17 protein-coding genes are annotated in these 17,198 nt (G+C 62.6%); 4 read left to right on the forward strand and 13 right to left on the reverse strand.

What is annotated here, in order from left to right; genetic code table 11:
- Positions 1 to 29 precede the first annotated feature (29 nt).
- Together QN219_RS16320 and QN219_RS16325 are read left to right on the forward strand one after the other, a co-directional pair.
- A complete protein-coding gene (locus tag QN219_RS16320; RefSeq protein ID WP_289624165.1) occupies positions 30 to 614 on the forward strand; it encodes a LysE family translocator in 585 nt (194 codons plus the stop codon).
- 93 nt (positions 615 to 707) lie between these two features.
- Positions 708 to 1,439, forward strand: coding sequence for a gamma-glutamylcyclotransferase (locus QN219_RS16325; protein ID WP_284000781.1), 732 nt, complete (start codon positions 708 to 710; stop codon positions 1,437 to 1,439).
- Between the two features lie 3 nt (positions 1,440 to 1,442).
- Here QN219_RS16325 and QN219_RS16330 read toward each other — a convergent pair whose 3' ends face one another.
- Positions 1,443 to 2,354: a DMT family transporter gene (locus QN219_RS16330; protein WP_284000782.1), complete on the reverse strand. Its 912-nt coding sequence runs from the start codon at positions 2,352 to 2,354 to the stop codon at positions 1,443 to 1,445.
- A gap of 134 nt (positions 2,355 to 2,488) precedes the next feature.
- Here QN219_RS16330 and QN219_RS16335 point away from each other — a divergent pair, with 134 nt between their 5' ends.
- Positions 2,489 to 2,923, forward strand: coding sequence for an Lrp/AsnC family transcriptional regulator (locus tag QN219_RS16335; protein ID WP_173511160.1), 435 nt, complete (start codon positions 2,489 to 2,491; stop codon positions 2,921 to 2,923).
- A 67-nt stretch (positions 2,924 to 2,990) separates the two neighbouring features.
- Here QN219_RS16335 and dut read toward each other — a convergent pair whose 3' ends face one another.
- On the reverse strand, positions 2,991 to 3,461 hold the full coding sequence (gene dut, locus QN219_RS16340) for a dUTP diphosphatase (protein ID WP_284000783.1): 471 nt from the start codon (positions 3,459 to 3,461) through the stop codon (positions 2,991 to 2,993).
- A 96-nt stretch (positions 3,462 to 3,557) separates the two neighbouring features.
- On the opposite strand from dut, the gene QN219_RS16345 reads away from it, so the two are divergent.
- The gene (locus QN219_RS16345) at positions 3,558 to 5,141 is read left to right on the forward strand and encodes a peptide chain release factor 3 (protein ID WP_284000784.1); all 1,584 of its coding nucleotides are present in this window, start codon (positions 3,558 to 3,560) and stop codon (positions 5,139 to 5,141) included.
- Between the two features lie 43 nt (positions 5,142 to 5,184).
- Here QN219_RS16345 and QN219_RS16350 read toward each other — a convergent pair whose 3' ends face one another.
- From QN219_RS16350 to QN219_RS16400, 11 genes are all read right to left on the reverse strand, one after another.
- A complete protein-coding gene (locus QN219_RS16350; protein WP_284000785.1) occupies positions 5,185 to 5,556 on the reverse strand; it encodes a hypothetical protein in 372 nt (123 codons plus the stop codon).
- A gap of 91 nt (positions 5,557 to 5,647) precedes the next feature.
- Positions 5,648 to 6,340 (reverse strand): phenylalanine--tRNA ligase beta subunit-related protein, encoded by a 693-nt coding sequence (locus QN219_RS16355; protein ID WP_284000786.1) that lies wholly within the window; start codon positions 6,338 to 6,340, stop codon positions 5,648 to 5,650.
- Between the two features lie 64 nt (positions 6,341 to 6,404).
- Complete coding sequence (locus QN219_RS16360; RefSeq protein ID WP_284000787.1) at positions 6,405 to 7,313, reverse strand: DMT family transporter; 909 nt, start codon at positions 7,311 to 7,313, stop codon at positions 6,405 to 6,407.
- Positions 7,314 to 7,455: 142 nt separating this feature from the next.
- Positions 7,456 to 8,268 carry an AraC family transcriptional regulator gene (locus tag QN219_RS16365; protein ID WP_284000788.1) on the reverse strand — a complete coding sequence of 271 codons (813 nt, stop codon included), beginning with the start codon at positions 8,266 to 8,268 and terminating at the stop codon, positions 7,456 to 7,458.
- A gap of 4 nt (positions 8,269 to 8,272) precedes the next feature.
- On the reverse strand, positions 8,273 to 8,674 hold the full coding sequence (locus QN219_RS16370; protein WP_284000789.1) for a GFA family protein: 402 nt from the start codon (positions 8,672 to 8,674) through the stop codon (positions 8,273 to 8,275).
- A gap of 74 nt (positions 8,675 to 8,748) precedes the next feature.
- On the reverse strand, positions 8,749 to 9,549 hold the full coding sequence (gene iolB, locus QN219_RS16375; protein ID WP_284000790.1) for a 5-deoxy-glucuronate isomerase: 801 nt from the start codon (positions 9,547 to 9,549) through the stop codon (positions 8,749 to 8,751).
- Between the two features lie 175 nt (positions 9,550 to 9,724).
- Positions 9,725 to 10,624 carry a myo-inosose-2 dehydratase gene (gene iolE, locus QN219_RS16380; RefSeq protein ID WP_284000791.1) on the reverse strand — a complete coding sequence of 300 codons (900 nt, stop codon included), beginning with the start codon at positions 10,622 to 10,624 and terminating at the stop codon, positions 9,725 to 9,727.
- A gap of 257 nt (positions 10,625 to 10,881) precedes the next feature.
- Positions 10,882 to 12,735 carry a 3D-(3,5/4)-trihydroxycyclohexane-1,2-dione acylhydrolase (decyclizing) gene (gene iolD, locus QN219_RS16385; protein ID WP_284000792.1) on the reverse strand — a complete coding sequence of 618 codons (1,854 nt, stop codon included), beginning with the start codon at positions 12,733 to 12,735 and terminating at the stop codon, positions 10,882 to 10,884.
- A 68-nt stretch (positions 12,736 to 12,803) separates the two neighbouring features.
- Positions 12,804 to 14,756, reverse strand: a complete 1,953-nt coding sequence (gene iolC, locus QN219_RS16390; protein ID WP_284000793.1) for a 5-dehydro-2-deoxygluconokinase — start codon at positions 14,754 to 14,756, stop codon at positions 12,804 to 12,806.
- A 109-nt stretch (positions 14,757 to 14,865) separates the two neighbouring features.
- A complete protein-coding gene (locus QN219_RS16395) occupies positions 14,866 to 15,729 on the reverse strand; it encodes a MurR/RpiR family transcriptional regulator (RefSeq protein ID WP_284000794.1) in 864 nt (287 codons plus the stop codon).
- 267 nt (positions 15,730 to 15,996) lie between these two features.
- Positions 15,997 to 17,127, reverse strand: a complete 1,131-nt coding sequence (locus QN219_RS16400) for a Gfo/Idh/MocA family oxidoreductase (RefSeq protein WP_284000795.1) — start codon at positions 17,125 to 17,127, stop codon at positions 15,997 to 15,999.
- Positions 17,128 to 17,198: the final 71 nt, after the last annotated feature.

The raw sequence follows: 17,198 nt of genomic DNA on the forward strand, positions 1-17,198 counted from the left end.
TTATCGCCTTTGCCCTGATTGCCCTCGGCATGGTACTGACACCCGGACCGAACATGATCTATCTGATCTCCCGCTCCATCTGCCAGGGACCGGTGGCGGGTCTCGTCTCCCTCGGCGGCGTTGCGGTCGGCTTCGTCTTCTACATGGTTTTCGCCGCGCTCGGTATCACCACCCTGCTTCTGGCGGTACCCTATGCCTATGACGCGGTGCGTTTCGCAGGCGCCCTCTACCTGCTTTACCTCGCCTGGCAGGCCGTAAGACCCGGCGGCCGCTCGCCGTTTCAGGTGCGCGATCTGCCGAAGGACGGGCCGCGCAAGCTCTTCGTCATGGGGCTTGTCACGAACCTGCTCAATCCGAAAGTGGCGGTGCTCTATCTTTCGCTGCTGCCGCAGTTCATCCGCCCTGAACAAGGTGACGTCCTTCTGCAGTCGCTCACCTTCGGCAGCCTGCAGATCATGATCAGTGTCACCGTCAACGCGCTGATCGCGTTGACCGCGGCGTCGGTCGCCGCCTTTCTCACCGGCCGCCCGTTCTTCATGCTGATGCAGCGCTGGCTGATGAGCACGGTGCTTGCCGGTCTGGCGGTCAGCATGGCGGCGGAGGCGCGGAGATAGAGCTCTGCGCGCGACTGAAGCTGCGAGGCGGGTGGCGGCTTGCTTTCATGTCTGCCGTCGGCGATCTTTCTCTGCACTATCGAGGTTTTGACGATGCCGGACACACGGAGCTCACTCAGCTTGACGCCAGCCCACGTCGCGCAGGTCCATAAAACGATCGTCGACAAGGGCGTGGAGCCCGGTGTCGAGCTCCATAGCGACGCGGACTACGACGACTGGGTGAAGCGGATGATCAGGAACCATCCGGCTCCTGGGTCGCCAACGCGGCTCTTCGCCTATGGATCATTGATCTGGAAGCCGGAGATCGAACATGTCGCTGAAGAGATCGGCGTTGCCCGGGGCTGGCATCGTTCCTTTTGCTTCCGAATGACCCGCTTCCGGGGAACCCCCGACCTGCCGGGCCTTATGATGGCGCTCGATCGCGGAGGACAGTGCCGCGGTCTCCTCTATGAACTGCCTAAGGACAACCTTGAGGGGCAGCTCGGAAAGCTTTTCCGGCGCGAGTTCACCTATAAACCGCCCAACAGCATGCCCCGCTGGATCACCGTCGAGACCGCCTTCGGCCGAACCCCGGCCTTGGCCTTTGTCATGAACCGCGCTTCGCCGCTCTATGCCGGAAGTCTCTCGCTCGAAGCCGTCGCGGAGGTGCTGGCTTGCGCATGCGGCCATGTCGGCTCAGGCGCGGAATATCTGCTCAACACCGTGACGCATCTCGAGGACAGGGGTATTCGGGACCGTAATCTGTGGCGCCTGCAGGCGCTCGTCGCAGAGTGCATCGAGCGCAACAGTAGAGCAGTGCACGCGAACGAGGTAGCGAGTGCCTGACGATCAGGCGCTCGGTCTGATTGCGCGCTTGAGAAGCAGGATCGACCGAACGCTCCAGCCGAGGTTCATGCCGGCCGCGGCAAGGAGGATCGCCGCCGACCCGGCGATCTGTACCGGCTGCAATTCATGGCCGAAAGCGACGCGGTCGACGAGGATCGCGGCGATCGGATAAATAAAGGAGAGTGCGCCCGTCATATGCGTCGGCAGCCGCTGGATCGCTCCGTAGAGCAGAATATACATGATGCCGGTGTGCACGACGCCGACGGCGATAAGCAGCGTCCACTGCCATGCATCCTGCGGCGGCGGTGCGGAGAGCGCGAAGGGCGCCAGCATGATCGCCCCGGTGATCACCTGAATGAGCGCGATCAGATGCGGCGGCGTGCCCTTGAGGAGCTTGGTGAGGAGCGCGGCGATCGCGTAGAAGAACGCCGCTCCGATCGAAAGCGCGATACCAGCAAGATAGTGCTCGGCATCGAAGCCGCCGCCCGGTTTCGCGGAGAGGATCGCGATCATTCCCGCGAAGGAAACCGAAAGCCAGAAAAGCTTGTTCATCGTGATCCGCTCACCAAGAAAAAGCGCGCCAAGTCCAAGCAGCATGAAGGGCTGCGTGTTGTAGACCATCGTCGCAATCGAGATCGATGCGCGCGAATAGGCGGCAAAGAGCAGGAGCCAGTTGACGACGATCGCGACACCGCCGAGTGCTGCAAGGAAGACGACGCGTGGCTTCAGATGGCGAAAGTCGATGAGCCCGAGCATCGCGGCCAGCGCAATCAGCGTCAGCGCCCCGAACACGCAACGCCAGAAAACGACGCCCGTCACCGGCTGGCCGGACATCAGCACGAACCAGCCGATTGTCCCCGAGATCAGCATCGCCGCCGTCATCTCCATGCTTCCGCGCTTCAGCTCTCCGTCCATGACTGGTCTCCTTTTCTGATCGCCAACAATACTCGGCTGTTGGGCGACTTTATATGGATCCAAGAAGGAAGATGGACTATGATGCCTAATTATGAAAGGCAAAGCTGCTACTTTGTCTTATTGAGGATGACTTGATGTTGGATGATGTCGATTGCCGTATTCTCGAGATTCTCGCAGCGAATGCCCGCGTGTCGCTGAAGGAATTGGCGCAGGAGGCGGGCCTCTCCTCGCCGAGCGCCGCCGACAGGCTGCGCAAGCTCGAGGACCGCGGCGTGATCAATGGCTTCACCGTCTCCGTCAATCCGGCGCAACTTGGCTATCCGCTGCAGGCGGTCGTGCGCGTCCGGCCGCTTCCAGGCATGCTGCACATCGTCGAAAAGCTCATTCAGGAAACGCCGGAGATTGTCGAATGCGACAAGATTACCGGTGACGATTGCTTCATCGCCAAGATGCTCGTGCGGGATATGGAAGAGCTCGACACGATCCTCGACCGCATTGCCGAACGGGCGCAGACGAATACCTCGATCGTCAAGTCGACACCGGTCAAGCGCCGGCTGCCGCCGCTTTAGATACTTGCTTTATGCAGTTGGAGCGGGATGCGGGCGGAAAACCGCGCACACTTTTCCTCATTCCATTCTACTTGGATCCGGTAGAGCCGAATCCACCAGCGCCGCGTGCGGTCGTGCTGGCCCCGTCCGCCTCGCGGATCGCCACCTGCGTCACCGGCGCGATCACCATCTGGGCGATGCGCATGCCGCGCTCGACGACGAAATCCTTCTCGCCAAGATTGACGAGCAGCACCTTCACTTCGCCGCGATAGTCGCTGTCGATCGTTCCCGGCGTATTGAGGCAGGTGATGCCGTGCTTGAAGGCAAGGCCAGAGCGCGGCCGCACCTGTCCTTCGTAGCCCGCGGGAATTTCGAAGATGAACCCGGTCGGCACCAGCACCCGGCCGCCCGGCTTGATCGTCATCAGCTCGCCAGCGGGAACAGCCGCGCGCAAATCCATGCCCGCGGCGCCCGTCGTCTCATAGGCGGGCAGGTCGAGATCCTGCGCGTGCGGCAGGCGGACGAGGGTGAGGGCAGGGCGGTTTTCGAGTGAATGCATGATCATTCCGTCATAAGCGCCAGCGGTCTTGCCGCAGTCAATTGCATATTGGTCTGCGAGCCTGTAAAGACGCCGCAACTCACAGGATACTAGAATATGGCCGAAAGCATTGCCGAGGCGGTTTCCCGCCGCCGCACATTTGCGATCATTTCGCACCCGGACGCCGGGAAAACGACGCTCACCGAAAAGCTCCTTCTCTTCGGCGGCGCGATCCAGCTCGCCGGCGAGGTCAAGGCCAAGAAAGACCGCATCCAGACCCGCTCGGACTGGATGAAGATCGAGCGCGAACGCGGCATCTCCGTCGTCACCTCGGTGATGACCTTCGAATACGACGACACTGTCTTCAATCTGCTCGACACGCCAGGTCACGAGGACTTTGCCGACGATACCTACCGGACGCTGACGGCGGTGGATGCGGCAGTCATGGTTATCGACGCCGCCAAGGGCATCGAGCCGCGCACGCTGAAACTCTTCGAGGTTTGCCGCCTGCGCGATATTCCGATCATCACCTTCGTCAACAAGATGGACCGGGAGAGCCGTGATCCTTTCGAGATCCTCGACGAGGTCGAGCACAAGCTGGCTCTCGACTGCGCGCCGGTCACCTGGCCGATCGGCCGGTCGAAGACCTTCTGCGGCACCTATCACCTCGCCACCAACGAGGTGCGCGGCGCCGACACGCAGGAGCGGCTCACCAAGGTGAACGATCCGGAAATGGCTTCGCATCGCCTTCCCGAAAACGAGCGAGACGCCTTCATCGAGGAAACGACGCTGGCGATCGAGGCCTGCAAGCCGTTCGATCACAAGGCCTTCCTCGAAGGCCATCTGACGCCGGTGTTCTTCGGTTCGGCGCTCCGGAATTTTGGCGTGCGCGACCTCATCAATGCGTTAAGCGCATTTGCGCCGCCGCCGCGCGCCCAGGTCGCCGATATCCGCACCGTCGAGGCGACGGACGAGAAGATGACGGCCTTCGTCTTCAAGATCCAGGCGAACATGGACCCGAACCATCGTGACCGCATCGCCTTCGTCCGCGTCTGCTCCGGCAAGCTCGAGCGCGGCATGAAGGCACGGCTCTCGCGCACCGGCAAGCAGATGGGGCTGACCGCGCCGCAGTTCTTCTTCGCCTCGCAGCGCCAGCTCGCCGATACCGCCTTTGCCGGCGATGTCGTCGGCATCCCGAACCACGGCACGCTCCGGATCGGTGATACGCTCACCGAGGGCGAGCCGCTCGTCTTCCAGGGCGTGCCGAACTTTGCGCCGGAAATTCTCCGCCGCGTCAGGCTCGAGGATGCGATGAAGGCGAAAAAGCTGAAGGAAGCGCTGCAGCAGATGGCGGAAGAGGGCGTCGTGCAGCTCTTCTCGCCGGAAGACGGCTCGCCGGCGATCGTCGGCGTCGTCGGCGCGCTGCAGCTCGACGTTCTAAAGGAGCGCCTGCAGGCGGAATACGGGCTTCCGGTCTCCTTCGAAATGTCGCGCTTTTCCGTCTGCCGCTGGGTTTCCGCCGATCATCCGGGCGAACTCGACAAGTTCATCACGGCCCGCCGCGGCGATATCGCGCGCGATCTCGACGGCGATCCGGTATTCTTGGCGCAGGACGGCTTCTCGCTGCGCTACGAGGCGGAACGCTATCCGGCGATCAAGATGGTGGCGATCAAGGAGTATCACGTCGCCAAGGCGGCGTGATCAATCCACGGCAAGATCGTAGCCGGCGCCCGCACAGCGCCGGCTAGGATGGCGTCATCCGGAGAGCCAGGATTAGTTGGGCGACACGGACGGTGACCAAAACGTAGACGGCCACCAGCAGCAGTTGCAGAGCGACGTGACGCTTGATCTTCCCAAGCCGATGAAGTCCGTCCGCGAAGTTGAGGAAAAACAGCGCAATCCCGGTCGAGAAGACGAAGTAGCCGGCGACCGGGATGCTCAACAGCCCCTTCGCATCGATGATGTCGGGATGCTCGACGGCATGCAGGCCGGCTGCGATGACCAGGGTCGCGACAACCAGATTGCGGACGTGGCGGAAGATTTCCTCGAGCCCGCGCCGATCGAGGAGCGCCTGCTTGAGGTTCAGGAACCATGGTGTGGCGCGTTCGTCGGACATGGCAGGTCAATCCCGAGTTGCGGTTCGGCCGGATGATATTGGAGCCGAATTTGCGCCGTCAAAGGATTTTGGCCAAATCTCGCGCCCGGCCTCAGATATCGAAGCGCGGCGACGGGCGACCCAATATCGCGCTTCGTGGATTGATGATCCAGGCGGCGGCTATAGCTCCAGCAAGTTCATCGACGAGCCGGCTCACATCTGTCTCAGCGCGCGCATGCAGCGCTTCGGCAACCACCAGTACGGTCGTCGTCTGGCCGCCGACCGCCGAATAGCCGCTCTGCCGGTTGGTCCAGCGGCGGGCATGCGCTCGCCCTTCTTCGTCCGCGAAGATCACTTCGTGCTGCTCGGGGTGCTCGGTCTCGCCAGAGAACGTGATGTATGTCTCGTTGCCGACGGCGTGGCGAACCTCAAGATGACCGGCCACCTTGGAGAGATCGAAGACTGCGACCGGAATAGCAAAGGCGATCGATGGCGCGTTGCAAAGATCGATCAACGGGTGAATCCGCGGCAGGGATCCTTCCTTCCGGAAACGTCTGAGAAGCGCCTCGGAGGCTGAACGATATTGGGTCGGCTTCAGCCCCATGCGTGAGAATGCGCGCCGCCATGCCTGGATCTCCGGCAGTTCGGCCTCCGAACGCGCGGCAAGCCGAGTCCTCGCCGCAGCCTCGAAACGGGCGATATGCGCATCGACGGACACGGGGCGATGGATGCCTTCGGCGTGAAGAACACCGGCGGAAAGCTCGGGGAAATCCTCCCAGACGTCGCTTGCGTGGCGGAAATACATGGCGTTGCCTCGTGCTTACGGAATGGTAATTGCAGTGGTGCTCGACAAAAGGTCGAAATGTGCATCAGGCTTCCGACTGCCGCTGGGCGTGGCGTAGTATCCCGGATGTGCGAAATCCCAGGCTGAGAACGGCAGCAAGCACGCAGGCGATGCCGAGCATCTGGTTCGGGCGGATCGGTTCTCCAAGCACCACTGAGGCGAGGAGAACGGCTGAGACCGGCGCCAGCGCGGTGAAAACAGAAGCCTCCGTGCCGCTCACCTTCGCCAGACCTGCGTACCATAGCAGGAAACCACCGACCGTCGGGATCAGCGCATAATAAACGACGGCGGCGACGGCTTGCGCGGTGATCGCGTCGATGCTCGGCATTTCGAGCAAGGCGATCGGGGCGGCAACAGCCATGCCCAGGCAGGCCATCATTGTCGACAGCGCGAGGGGCGAGATCGCGGATTTCACGCGTTTGTTGATGAGAATGAAGAGGCCTTCGCAGATGACGGCGCCGAAAATCAGCGCGCTGCCGAGAAGCGAATGCTTATTGTCGGCATCGGCGCGGAATACGATCGAAAGGACGCCGGCGGCGGCGAGAACGATCGCGAGAAGCACGGAACGCTGGGGCCTCTCGCCAAGAACGAGAATGGCGATTGCAGCCGAAATAACGGGGAGAGTGCCGATGATGACGCCGGCATCGGCAGCCGGTGCCAGCCGCAGGCCGGAAATCAGGAGCGTCGTGTAACCGACGCTGCCGGCGCCCGCCTGGACGAGCAGTATGAGCCATTCGCGCCTTTGTAGCTTTGGCCATGCCGTCGCGGTCACGCGCATCAGCACGAGGAAGAGCGGCAAGGCGAGGGCGAAGCGCACGGTCGTTGCGGCGAATGGCGGCAAGCCGGACGCTATGATCTTGCTCGCGACCACCGTGCTGCCGACAAGCAGCATTGCGAGCGACAGATAGATATAACCTTGAAACCGTTGCGACATCGTCCGCCAATCCTCATTCTCGGAAGTGGTAGAAAAATCCGATCCGGGCTTTGCGGTCTTGAACGGAATTGCAGGCGCTAGATCACGGTGATTTTGGGCGGGATGCGGGCGGAGAACCGCGTACACTTTTCCTCATCCCGCTCTAGCCGAAGGCTGTGGCATAGGCGCCGGGCGAAACACCGTAGGCGCGCACGAAGAGGCGTGTCATATGACTCTGGTCGGCAAAGCCGCCGGCGATCGCCGCCTCTGCGAGCGGCGTGCCTTCAGCAATCAGGCGCCGGACGATGTCGATGCGACGCTGCATCAGATAGGCGTGAGGCGTGAGGCCTGTCGCCCGGGCAAAGCCGCGCACAACCTGGAACCGGCTAAGGCCGCTGGCGCGCGCCATGTCCGCAAGCGTGACGGAGGCCAGCGGGTCATCATCGATCAGGCTGCGCGCCGTGGCGATCGACGCTGGCGCTCTCGCCGGAGCGTTCGCCGGCGGGACGGGGTGCATCGCTTCAGCGAGGACGGTCAGGACGAGTTCGTCCCAGCGAACGATCTGATCGTCGCTGTCCACTGTCGCCGCGAGCGCGAAGATTTCGCGGAAACGAGCGGCAAGCGCCGCGTTCCGGATGACCGGGTCGGTAAACTCGCAGCATCGTCGGCTGCCTTCGCTGATATCGCTGACGGCGGCTTCGACGATGGCCGGCTCGAAATAGAGCATCCGCCACGAGCGGCCGGCATCGCCGATCGGTGCGCCGTCATGGACTTCGCCGGGATTGACTGTGATGACATCGCCGCATTCGGCGTCGACCAGTCCGCGTCCGCTCAGGGACTTCTGCGCCCCTTGATGGATGAGCCCGATGCCGAACTGCTCATGGCTATGGCGCGGAAAGCTATGGCGCGTCGCCGCCTCGACCGCATCCACACCGGCGATCCTGCGGCGCAGAATTTTGAATTCGCCTCTCGTCATCCCTCTAGTCACGCGGCTCGCCCGGCAGCTTGCTGACGTCGATCCAGGGCAGGGCGGACGAGCACCAGATCTGCGACCGCGGCGCGAGCTGGCGCCGTTGGTTAATCGTGCCGACACGGATGCCGATTTCCTCGGCGTCCTCATCCGTCCCTGTCGTATAGATCGGCGAGCCGCATTGCGGACAGAAGAACTGCAACCGCTTCCGCCCGTTCTCGGCGATCTTGACGTAGAGTTTCGGATCGGCGCCGGTCAGACGGAAGGACGCCCGCGGCGTGCTCGCGGTGACGCGATAGGCCGAGCCTGTCAGTTGCTGGCAATCAGTGCAATGGCAGATCGCCACGTCGTCCGGGTCGATCTCCGCCTCATAGGTGACATGGCCGCAATGGCATTGACCATCGATCCGCATCGGCCGCTCCTCACACGGTTTTCGCTTGAGCGATTACGATAGACCAGCCGTATCAAACGTCCAGAGACGTTTCCTCAGATGCCGGTGAACAGCCACTCGTGTTCCTTGGCGTTGTGGAACTTCCAGATCCGCTTGGGGCCTGCCATGACGTTCAAATAATAGACGTCATAACCGTGGACGGCGGCGACCGGGTGATAGCCCTTCGGAACGAGTGTCACGTCGCCGTCTTCCACTGCCATGGTTTCGTCGAGGGAGCGATCGTCGGTGTAGACGCGCTGCATCGCAAAGCCCTGCGGCGGGTTGAGGCGATGGTAATAGGTTTCCTCAAGATAGCTTTCGGCCGGCAGGTCGTCCTGGTCGTGCTTGTGCGGCGGGTAGGATGAGGTGTGCCCGCCCGGCGTGATCACCTCGACGACAAGCAGCGACTGTGCCGATCCGTCGTCCTCCGGCATGATGTTGGTGACATAACGGGTGTTGGTGCCCTTGCCGCGCGTCATCTGCGGGTGTGTGCCGGGAGGGATGACCTTGGCCTTGAAGCCCTCGCCACCGGGCGCGGAGCAGATCGCAAGATCGAGGCCGGTGGTAGCCTCAGCCTGCCACTTGCTGCCCTTCGGTACATAGACGGCATAGGGCTGGCCTTCGAACGGCGTCATGCGCTCGCCAAGTTCACTGAAGTCTTCGCCGTCGACGGAAATCTTCGCCTTACCGCTGACGAGAACGAGGCAGAGTTCCTTCTCACCGGCTTCGCCCGCCGTCGTTTCGCCGGGCTTCAAGCGGTTGAGGGCAAACCCGACATAGGTCCAGCCGGCGCTCTCGGGCGTGATCTCCTGCATCAGCCCAGATTGTGCCTTGGGTTTGACAAGCAGTTTGGACATATGACGATCTCCTGATCTTGCGTACTTTGTGATCCGCCCCTCACCGTAAGCCTCTCCCCGCGCTCGGGGAGAGAGGGGACTTGGACGCTGCGGCATATATCCCTTCTCCCGCTTGCGGGGAGAAGGTGGCGGAAGCCGGATGAGGGGCGCCGCCTGCTGTGTCGGATAAGAGGGTTTACTTATCCAGCCCCGCTTCGTTCGCAAACGCTTTCAGCGACTTCAGCCCGAGCGACTGGTACTCGAACGGATTGCGCACGGCTGAGTCCTGCTCCGCCTCGATCACCAACCAGCCATTATAGCCGTGTTCGGCTGCGATTTTCAGCACGGCGAGAAAGTCGACGCCACCTTCGGTGTCGCCCGGAACGGTGAAGACGCCGCGGCGCACGCCCTCGAGGAAGGAGAGGGCCTGGCTCTCCACTTCCTTGCGGATCGCGGGACGGACATTCTTGCAATGGATATGGCGAACGCGATGCATGTATTTCCGAGCGACTTCCGCCGGATCGGAGCCGCCGAACCAAGCGTGGCCAGTATCGAGCAAGAGCTTTGTCGCGGGGCCTGTGTTCTGCATCAGCAGATCGATCTCCTCGCCGGTCTGGACGATCGTGCCCATGTGATGGTGATAGACGAGGTCGATGCCCTGGTCGGCGCAATATTGAGCGATCGCTTCGAGATCGGCGCCGAACTTCTTCCACTGGTCCGCCGGCAGCACCGGCTTGTCGTTGGCGACGGATTTCGAATCGTCGCCATGAATGGCATTGGAGGTCTCGCAGACGATCGCCACCTTGCAGCCGTTGTGCTTCAGGAGATCGAGATGCGGCTGGATCGCCTTCTTCTCGGCTTCGACATCATGCGTCAGAAGATTGGTGGAGTGCCAGCCGGAAACGAAGACGAGATCGTAGGAGGCTAGCTTCTGCTTCAGCGCTTCCGGATCGGACGGCATCTTGTGGCCCTTCTCGATGCCGTCGAAGCCGATCTTCTGGCAATCGGAAAGGCAATCCTCGAGCGTCAGATGCGCGCCGATCGAATGATCGTCGTCATTGCTCCAGGCAATCGGGTTGGTTCCGTAGCGGATCATGTCTTTTCACTTTCTGTTTGTCGTGTGCTCGAAGCGGATGCTCCGGTATTTCTTGGCGCAGAGAGGGTGCGCAGGGGCACCTCATCTGCCGGGCACCTTCTCCCCGCGGGCGGGGAGAAGGTGACTCGCGGCGCCGACTTCGTCCCCTCTCCCCGCCAGCGGGGAGGGGCTAGGGTGAGGGGCATTTCTTGGCCGCGGCGGCAATGGCCCCAATAGGAAAAGCGCCCGCGCGAAAGCGCGGGCGCCTAATTCCGACATCAACCGAACCGCTGCGACTGAAGCGCCTTTTCGTAGCCTTCGCGGGCCGCGTTTACCTGGCCGCGTTCCGACACTTCGGGAACGGCGACATCCCACCAATGGCCGCCGGCTTCCGTTGTGATCAGCGGGTCGGTATCGATGACGATGACGGTCGTGCGCGGCTCTTGCGCCGTTTCGGCGAGCGCGGCTTCGAGTTCCGGAATCGAGGCGACCTTGCGAGTGACGGCGCCCATCGCCGCGGCATGGGCGGCAAAATCAATGCCCGGCAGCGTCACGTGATGGGTGTCCTTGAGGAGGTTGTTGAAGTTCGCGCCGCCCGTTTCCATCTGCAGCCGGTTGATGCAGCCATAGCCGGCATTGTCGAGGAGCACGATGGTGATTTTGGCGCCGAGCATGATCGAGGAGGCGATCTCGGAGTTCAGCATCATGTAGCTGCCGTCGCCGACCATGACGACCACGTCGCTGTCGGGCTTGGCAAGCTTGACGCCGAGGCCGCCGGCCACCTCGTATCCCATGGTTGAGAAGCCGTATTCCATGTGATAGCCGCCTGGCGCATCCGCCTGCCACAGCTTGTGCAGTTCGCCGGGGAGCCCGCCGGCGGCACAGACGAGTGTCGTCTTCTTGCCGCCACGTGCACGCTGGACGGCACCGATCACCTGGGCATCGGAGGGGAGTGTCGCATTGGTGGTGGCCGTCGCCTTGTCGGCTGCCTCGAGCCACGCGGTCTTTTCGGCCCTGGCCTTCGCCGCCCAATTGCTGTCGGTCTTGTACGAGCCGAGGCCGCCGGAGATCCGGTTGAGGCCGGCCCGCGCATCGGCGATCAGCGGCAGGCCGTTGTGCTTGCCGGCGTCAAAAGGCTGCACGTTGAGGCCGATGATCTTCAGTTCATCATTCTTGAAGAGCGCCCAGGAACCGGTGGTGAAATCCTGGAGCCGCGAGCCGACGGCGAGCACCACATCGGCCTCCTCGGCGAGCGCGTTGGAAGCGGAGGTGCCTGTGACGCCAACCGATCCCATGTTGAGCGGGTGCGCGTGCGGCAGCGAGGACTTGCCGGCCTGCGTCTCGACGACGGGAATACCGTGCTTCTCGGCAAAGTCCGCGAGTTCCGCGCTTGCTTCCGAATAAAGCACGCCGCCGCCGGCGACGATGATCGGCTTCTTCGCGGCCTTGAGGGTGGTGATCGCCGTGGCCAGTTCGTCGAGATCGGGCTCGACGCGGCGCGGCACCCACACTTTCTCATCGAAGAAGTTTTCCGGATAGTCATAGGCTTCCGCCTGGACGTCCTGGCAGAGCGAGAGCGTGACCGGGCCGCAATCGGCCGGTTCGGTCAGGACCTGCATGGCGCGGCGGAGCGCCGGTATGATCTGTTCGGGCCGGGTGATGCGGTCGAAATAGCGTGAGACCGGGCGGAAGCAGTCGTTTGCCGAGATCGTGCCGTCGCCGAAGCTCTCCACCTGCTGCAGCACCGGGTCGGGCCGGCGGTTGGCGAAGACGTCGCCGGGCAGAAGAAGAACCGGCAGCCGGTTGACATGGGCGAGCGCCGCCGATGTGACCATATTGAGCGCGCCGGGACCGATCGAGGTCGTGCAGGCCATGAAGCGGCGGCGGAAGCTCGCCTTGGCAAACGCGATCGCCGCATTCGCCATGCCCTGCTCGTTCTGCGCGCGGTAGGTCGGCAGTGTTTCCCTGATGGAGTAAAGCGCCTCGCCGACGCCGGCGACATTGCCGTGGCCGAAAATGGCGAAGACGCCGCCGAAGATCGGCACGCGCTTGCCGTCGATGATCGTCATCTGCTTGGTCAGGAACCGCGCCACGGCCTGGGCCATTGTGAGGCGCACCGTTTTCTGGCTCATCGTCTGTTTCCTCCTCGCGAGCGAAGTTCTTGCTTCGCCCTTTCCGCTGCATTGTCGCCCACGCGATCCTATGCAGCCTTTGTTTCACCCAGTTGCAGCCAGAGATCCACCAGCGCCTTGAACCTTGCCGCCATGTCGGCGATCGCCTGCTCGTCGGTCATGCTGCCGGCAAGCCACGCCTTGCTGGCGTCGGCGAAGATCGTCCGGCCGACCGCGAAGCCCTTGACCGTCTTCGACGTCCGGGCGGCGGCAAAGCCATCCTTCAGCACCTCATAGGGCGCCTCGAGCCCAAGCAGGACGACGCCGCGGCAGAGCGGGTCGCGCGTTTCGATCAGGGCGTCGATGGCGGCCCAGGCGCTGCGGCTTGCCTGCGGTTCCAGCTTCCACCAATCGGGCTTCAAACCGGCATCGTAAAGCTCGCCGAGCGCCCGCGAAATGGTGAAATCGTCAAGCGTGCCGTGTTTGCCGGCAATGATTTCGATCAGAATCTCGCGTCCGACCTTGCGCGCCGCCTCGAAGGCTGAACGAAGCTTGGCGATCTGCGCGGCCTTGAGCTCGGCCGGATCATCGGGGTGGAAGAACGAGAGCACCTTGATGCAGTGGTCGACCGGCCAGTCGATGAGGCGGCTGCCGAGGTCCTGGCTGAACTCGAACTGCAGCGGACGCGAGCCGGGAAGTTCGATCGGCTTGCCGATCCAGAAGTCGCGGTAGGCGCCGGCGGCATAGAGCGCGTCGCGGCCGTATTTGTCGTCGATCAGCATGCCGAAGCCGGGGCGGCCGGCGGCGACCTGGGCGGCAGCCTTGACCGCAAGCACCTTAAAGGCGGGGATGCGCGCCAGCAATTCCGGCTTGCCTTCCGCGATGTCTTCCAACTGGCTGCGGTGATCAATCGCAAGCGCCATCAGGAGCGGGATGTCGCGGCGGCGGGTCGTCGCCCAATGGACGTGGTTGATCGCCTCGTCCTTGCGGAGCGCCTTTTCCTTGCTGCCGTTTTCGAGGAAGAATGTGAGTTCGGTCCAGGTCGGGATTTCCGGCGCGCAGAGCAGGCGCGACACCGCGAAGGCGCCGCAGGCATTGGCCCAGGTGGCCGACGTCGCGTGCGGTTCGCCGGTCAGCCAGCCGCGCAGGAAGCCGGACATGAAGGCGTCACCCGCGCCGAGCACGTTGTAAACCTCTATCGGAAAGCCCTTGCCGACGATGCCGTCTTCGAGATTGTCCGAGATCGGGCCGTCATAGACGATGCAGCCCATCGGGCCGCGCTTCAGCACTATCGTGGCCTCAGACAGCGAGCGGATAGTCTTGAGCGCCTTGAGCAGATCGCTTTCGCCGGAGGCGATCAGAACCTCTTCCTCCGTGCCGACGATGAGGTCGCAGTCGGCGAGAACAGTCTTCAGGTGGGCGGAGACGCGATCGGAGGCGATATAGCGGCTTTCGCCGGCGTCGTGGCCCGCAAGACCCCAGAGATTCGGCCGATAATCGATATCGAAGACGATTCTCGCGCCGTTCTCCTTGGCGATCCGCATCGCCTTGCGCTGGGCCGCATCGGTGTTGGGCTTCGAAAAATGGGTGCCGGAGACGAGGATCGCGCGCGCGGAACGGATGAAGTCTTCCGCGACATCGTTCTCGCAGAGCGCGTTGTCGGCGCAGTTGTCGCGATAGAAGAGCAGCGGGAAGGACTTGTCGTTTTCGACGGCAAGGATCGCGAGCGCCGTCAGCCGCTCGGGATCCGTCACGATGCCGCGGGTCTCGACACCCTCGCGCGCCAGCTGCTCGCGGATGAAGCGGCCCATCTGCTCGTCGCCGACACGCGTCAGCAGCGCCGATTTCAGCCCCAGGCGCGCGGTGCCGACCGAAATGTTGCAGGGGCACCCGCCGACCGACTTGGCAAAGCTCCCCACGTCCTCCAGGCGCGTGCCGATCTGCTGCCCGTAAAGATCGACCGAGGCCCGGCCGATCGTGATGAGGTCGAGGGGCTTTGCTCCCTTTGCCGACGGGCTTTCGGCCGATGAACTCTGGCTCACTGCTTCCTCCCCGCGGACGCCGCGCCGGCGCCGACAATTATGATTATGTCATGGGCGATGAGGTTATGAAACATAAATTCCGTCATTTCGTCAATATGGAATTTTCATTCTATTGACTGTTGCTGCCGTCCGTCAGGCGTTGCCGCTTCTCGGCGATCGCCACCGTCAGCGCCATTGCGAAGGCCATGCTGGCGGAAAGGGAGCGGAAGCCGGCGTGATCGGCTTCGACCAGCTCGAACCAGACCTTCGATGATTCCGCGAGCGGCGAGAAAGCCGAGTCGGTCAGCGATATGACCGGCACCCTGCGGCTGGCGAGAAAACGCGCCTGGCTCGCGCTTTCCGAGGCGTAGGGCGAAAAACTGACAGCGAAAGCCGCGTCCTGCCTGTTCGCCATCGCCAGCATGTCGTCGTCGATGCCGGCCGCCGTCCCCACATGCTGGTATTTCACCTTCAGCTTGCCGAAGGCATAGGCCATGTAGCTGGAAATCGGATAGGAGCGGCGCTTGGCGATGAGATAGATCGTGTCGGCCTTGGCGAGGATATCGACCGCACGCTCGAAGGCCTCCGGGTCGACGGACGTGGCAACATTGTCCAGCGATCGATGGGCGGCGGCGACGAAGCCGTTGAAGATCGAGCCGCTTTCAAGCTTGCTGTGTTCGTTCTGGCTCAGCGCTTTCAGCCGCTCTTCGTAGCCGGGCGTACGTTCCCGCAGTCTCGCGCGAAAAATCTGCTGCAGGCTTGAAAACCCCTCGAAACCGAAATGCTGCGCAAAGCGCACGAGTGTCGAGGGCTGGACATCGGCGGACGTGGCGATGCTTGCCGCCGTGCCGAAGGCGATCTCGTCCGGATTGTCGAGCGAATAGGCGGCGACCTGTTTCAGCCGCTTCGGCAGTTGCGCCTTGCGCTCGAGGATAACGGCCTTCAGCGCCTCGAAATCCTGAGGGACGTCCACGGTCGTCTCCGGCGTTGGCATCGTTCAGAATCTCCAGACTCGTCTGTTTCGTTGCCTCATTCTATTCGATTGATTGCGGTAGCGGTAGAATGGATGTTCCATTTTCCCTTCTTTGCTTCGGGCGGTTTTCGATCACGTCCGCCCCTCTTCCGGCCTTCCGGCCACCTTCTCCCCGCAAGCGGAGCGAAGGAGAATCGCGGCAAGCGCCGGCGCAAAGTCCCTCTCCCCGCTTGCGGGGGAAGGTTAGAGTGAGGCATATTCCCGAGCATTCCCCAAGTCTCGACACCCTTAGCCGATTTCGACCCATTCGTTCGTGCGGGCCGATTGGTAGGTCGCCGACAGCACCTTCTGCACCTCGTAACCCTCGCGAAAATCGGTTGCGGGCTTGCCGCCCTTGGCGATCGCGTCGAGAAATTCGTGGACCTCGATCGCCTTCAGATCGTTGAAGCCGATCTGGTGGCCCGGCGCCACGCAAAAGGCGCCGTAGGGCGGGTGTTCGGGTCCGGCCCAGATCGTGCGGAAGCCACGGCTGCGAATGTTGTCGCCCGCATAGTAGACCTTGATTTCGTTCAGCCGCTCCTGGGTGAAGACAATACTGCCCTTCGATCCGTAGATTTCGAAGTCATGCTGCATTTTGCGGCCGGTGGCGATCCAGCTTGCCTCGAAACTGCCGGTCGCGCCGTTCTCGAATCGCACGAAGGCGCGGGTGATATCGTCCACTTCGACGGCACGCGTTTCGGCAGCGCCCAGCGAGACCGGGCGCTCAGGGATTTGGATGACCGTTTCCGCGAGAACCGACCTGATCGGTCCGACCAGGTGGCGCATGGACGCAATGATGTGGCTGCCGAGATCGGCAAGCGCGCCGCCGCCGCTCCGCGGGTCGAGCCGCCAGCCCCAAGGAACATTCGCATCCGCCATGAAATCCTCGGCGTGAATGCCGCGCATGGAGCGGATTTCGCCGATCTCCCCACTTTCGATGATGTCCTTGGCGAGAAAGATCAGCGGGTTCTTGAGGTAGTTGAAGCCGACCTGGGTGACGATGCCGGCCTTCTCTGCCGCTGCCACCATTTCCGCGCAGTCGGTGACCGTCGGCGCCAGCGGCTTTTCGCAATAGACATGTTTGCCGTGGGCAATGGCGGCAAGGGCCATCTCCTTGTGGAGAAGGTTCGGCGTGGTGATGTCGATGATGTCGATCTCGGGATCGGTCAACAGGTCCCGCCAGTCCGCCGTTGCCTTGCGGAAACCGAGGCGCCCGCGCGCGGCCTCGGCGCTTTCCTGTGTCACGTCCGCGACGGAAACCAGATCCAGTTCGAGGGGAAGATCGAAAACCCGCGCTGCAATCGTGAAGCCAAGGGCGTGGGCCTTGCCCATGAAACCCGTGCCGATCAGGCCGACGCCCAGTTTGCGTTTGCCGCCCATGCCACTCCTCCCGGGCAAAAGCCCATTGCGTTCGGTGGAAATGAAATGAAATGTGCGAATGTTGTCAATAT

The sequence above is a fragment of the Sinorhizobium sp. 8-89 genome, assembly GCF_030124325.1.
Lineage (GTDB): Bacteria > Pseudomonadota > Alphaproteobacteria > Rhizobiales > Rhizobiaceae > Sinorhizobium.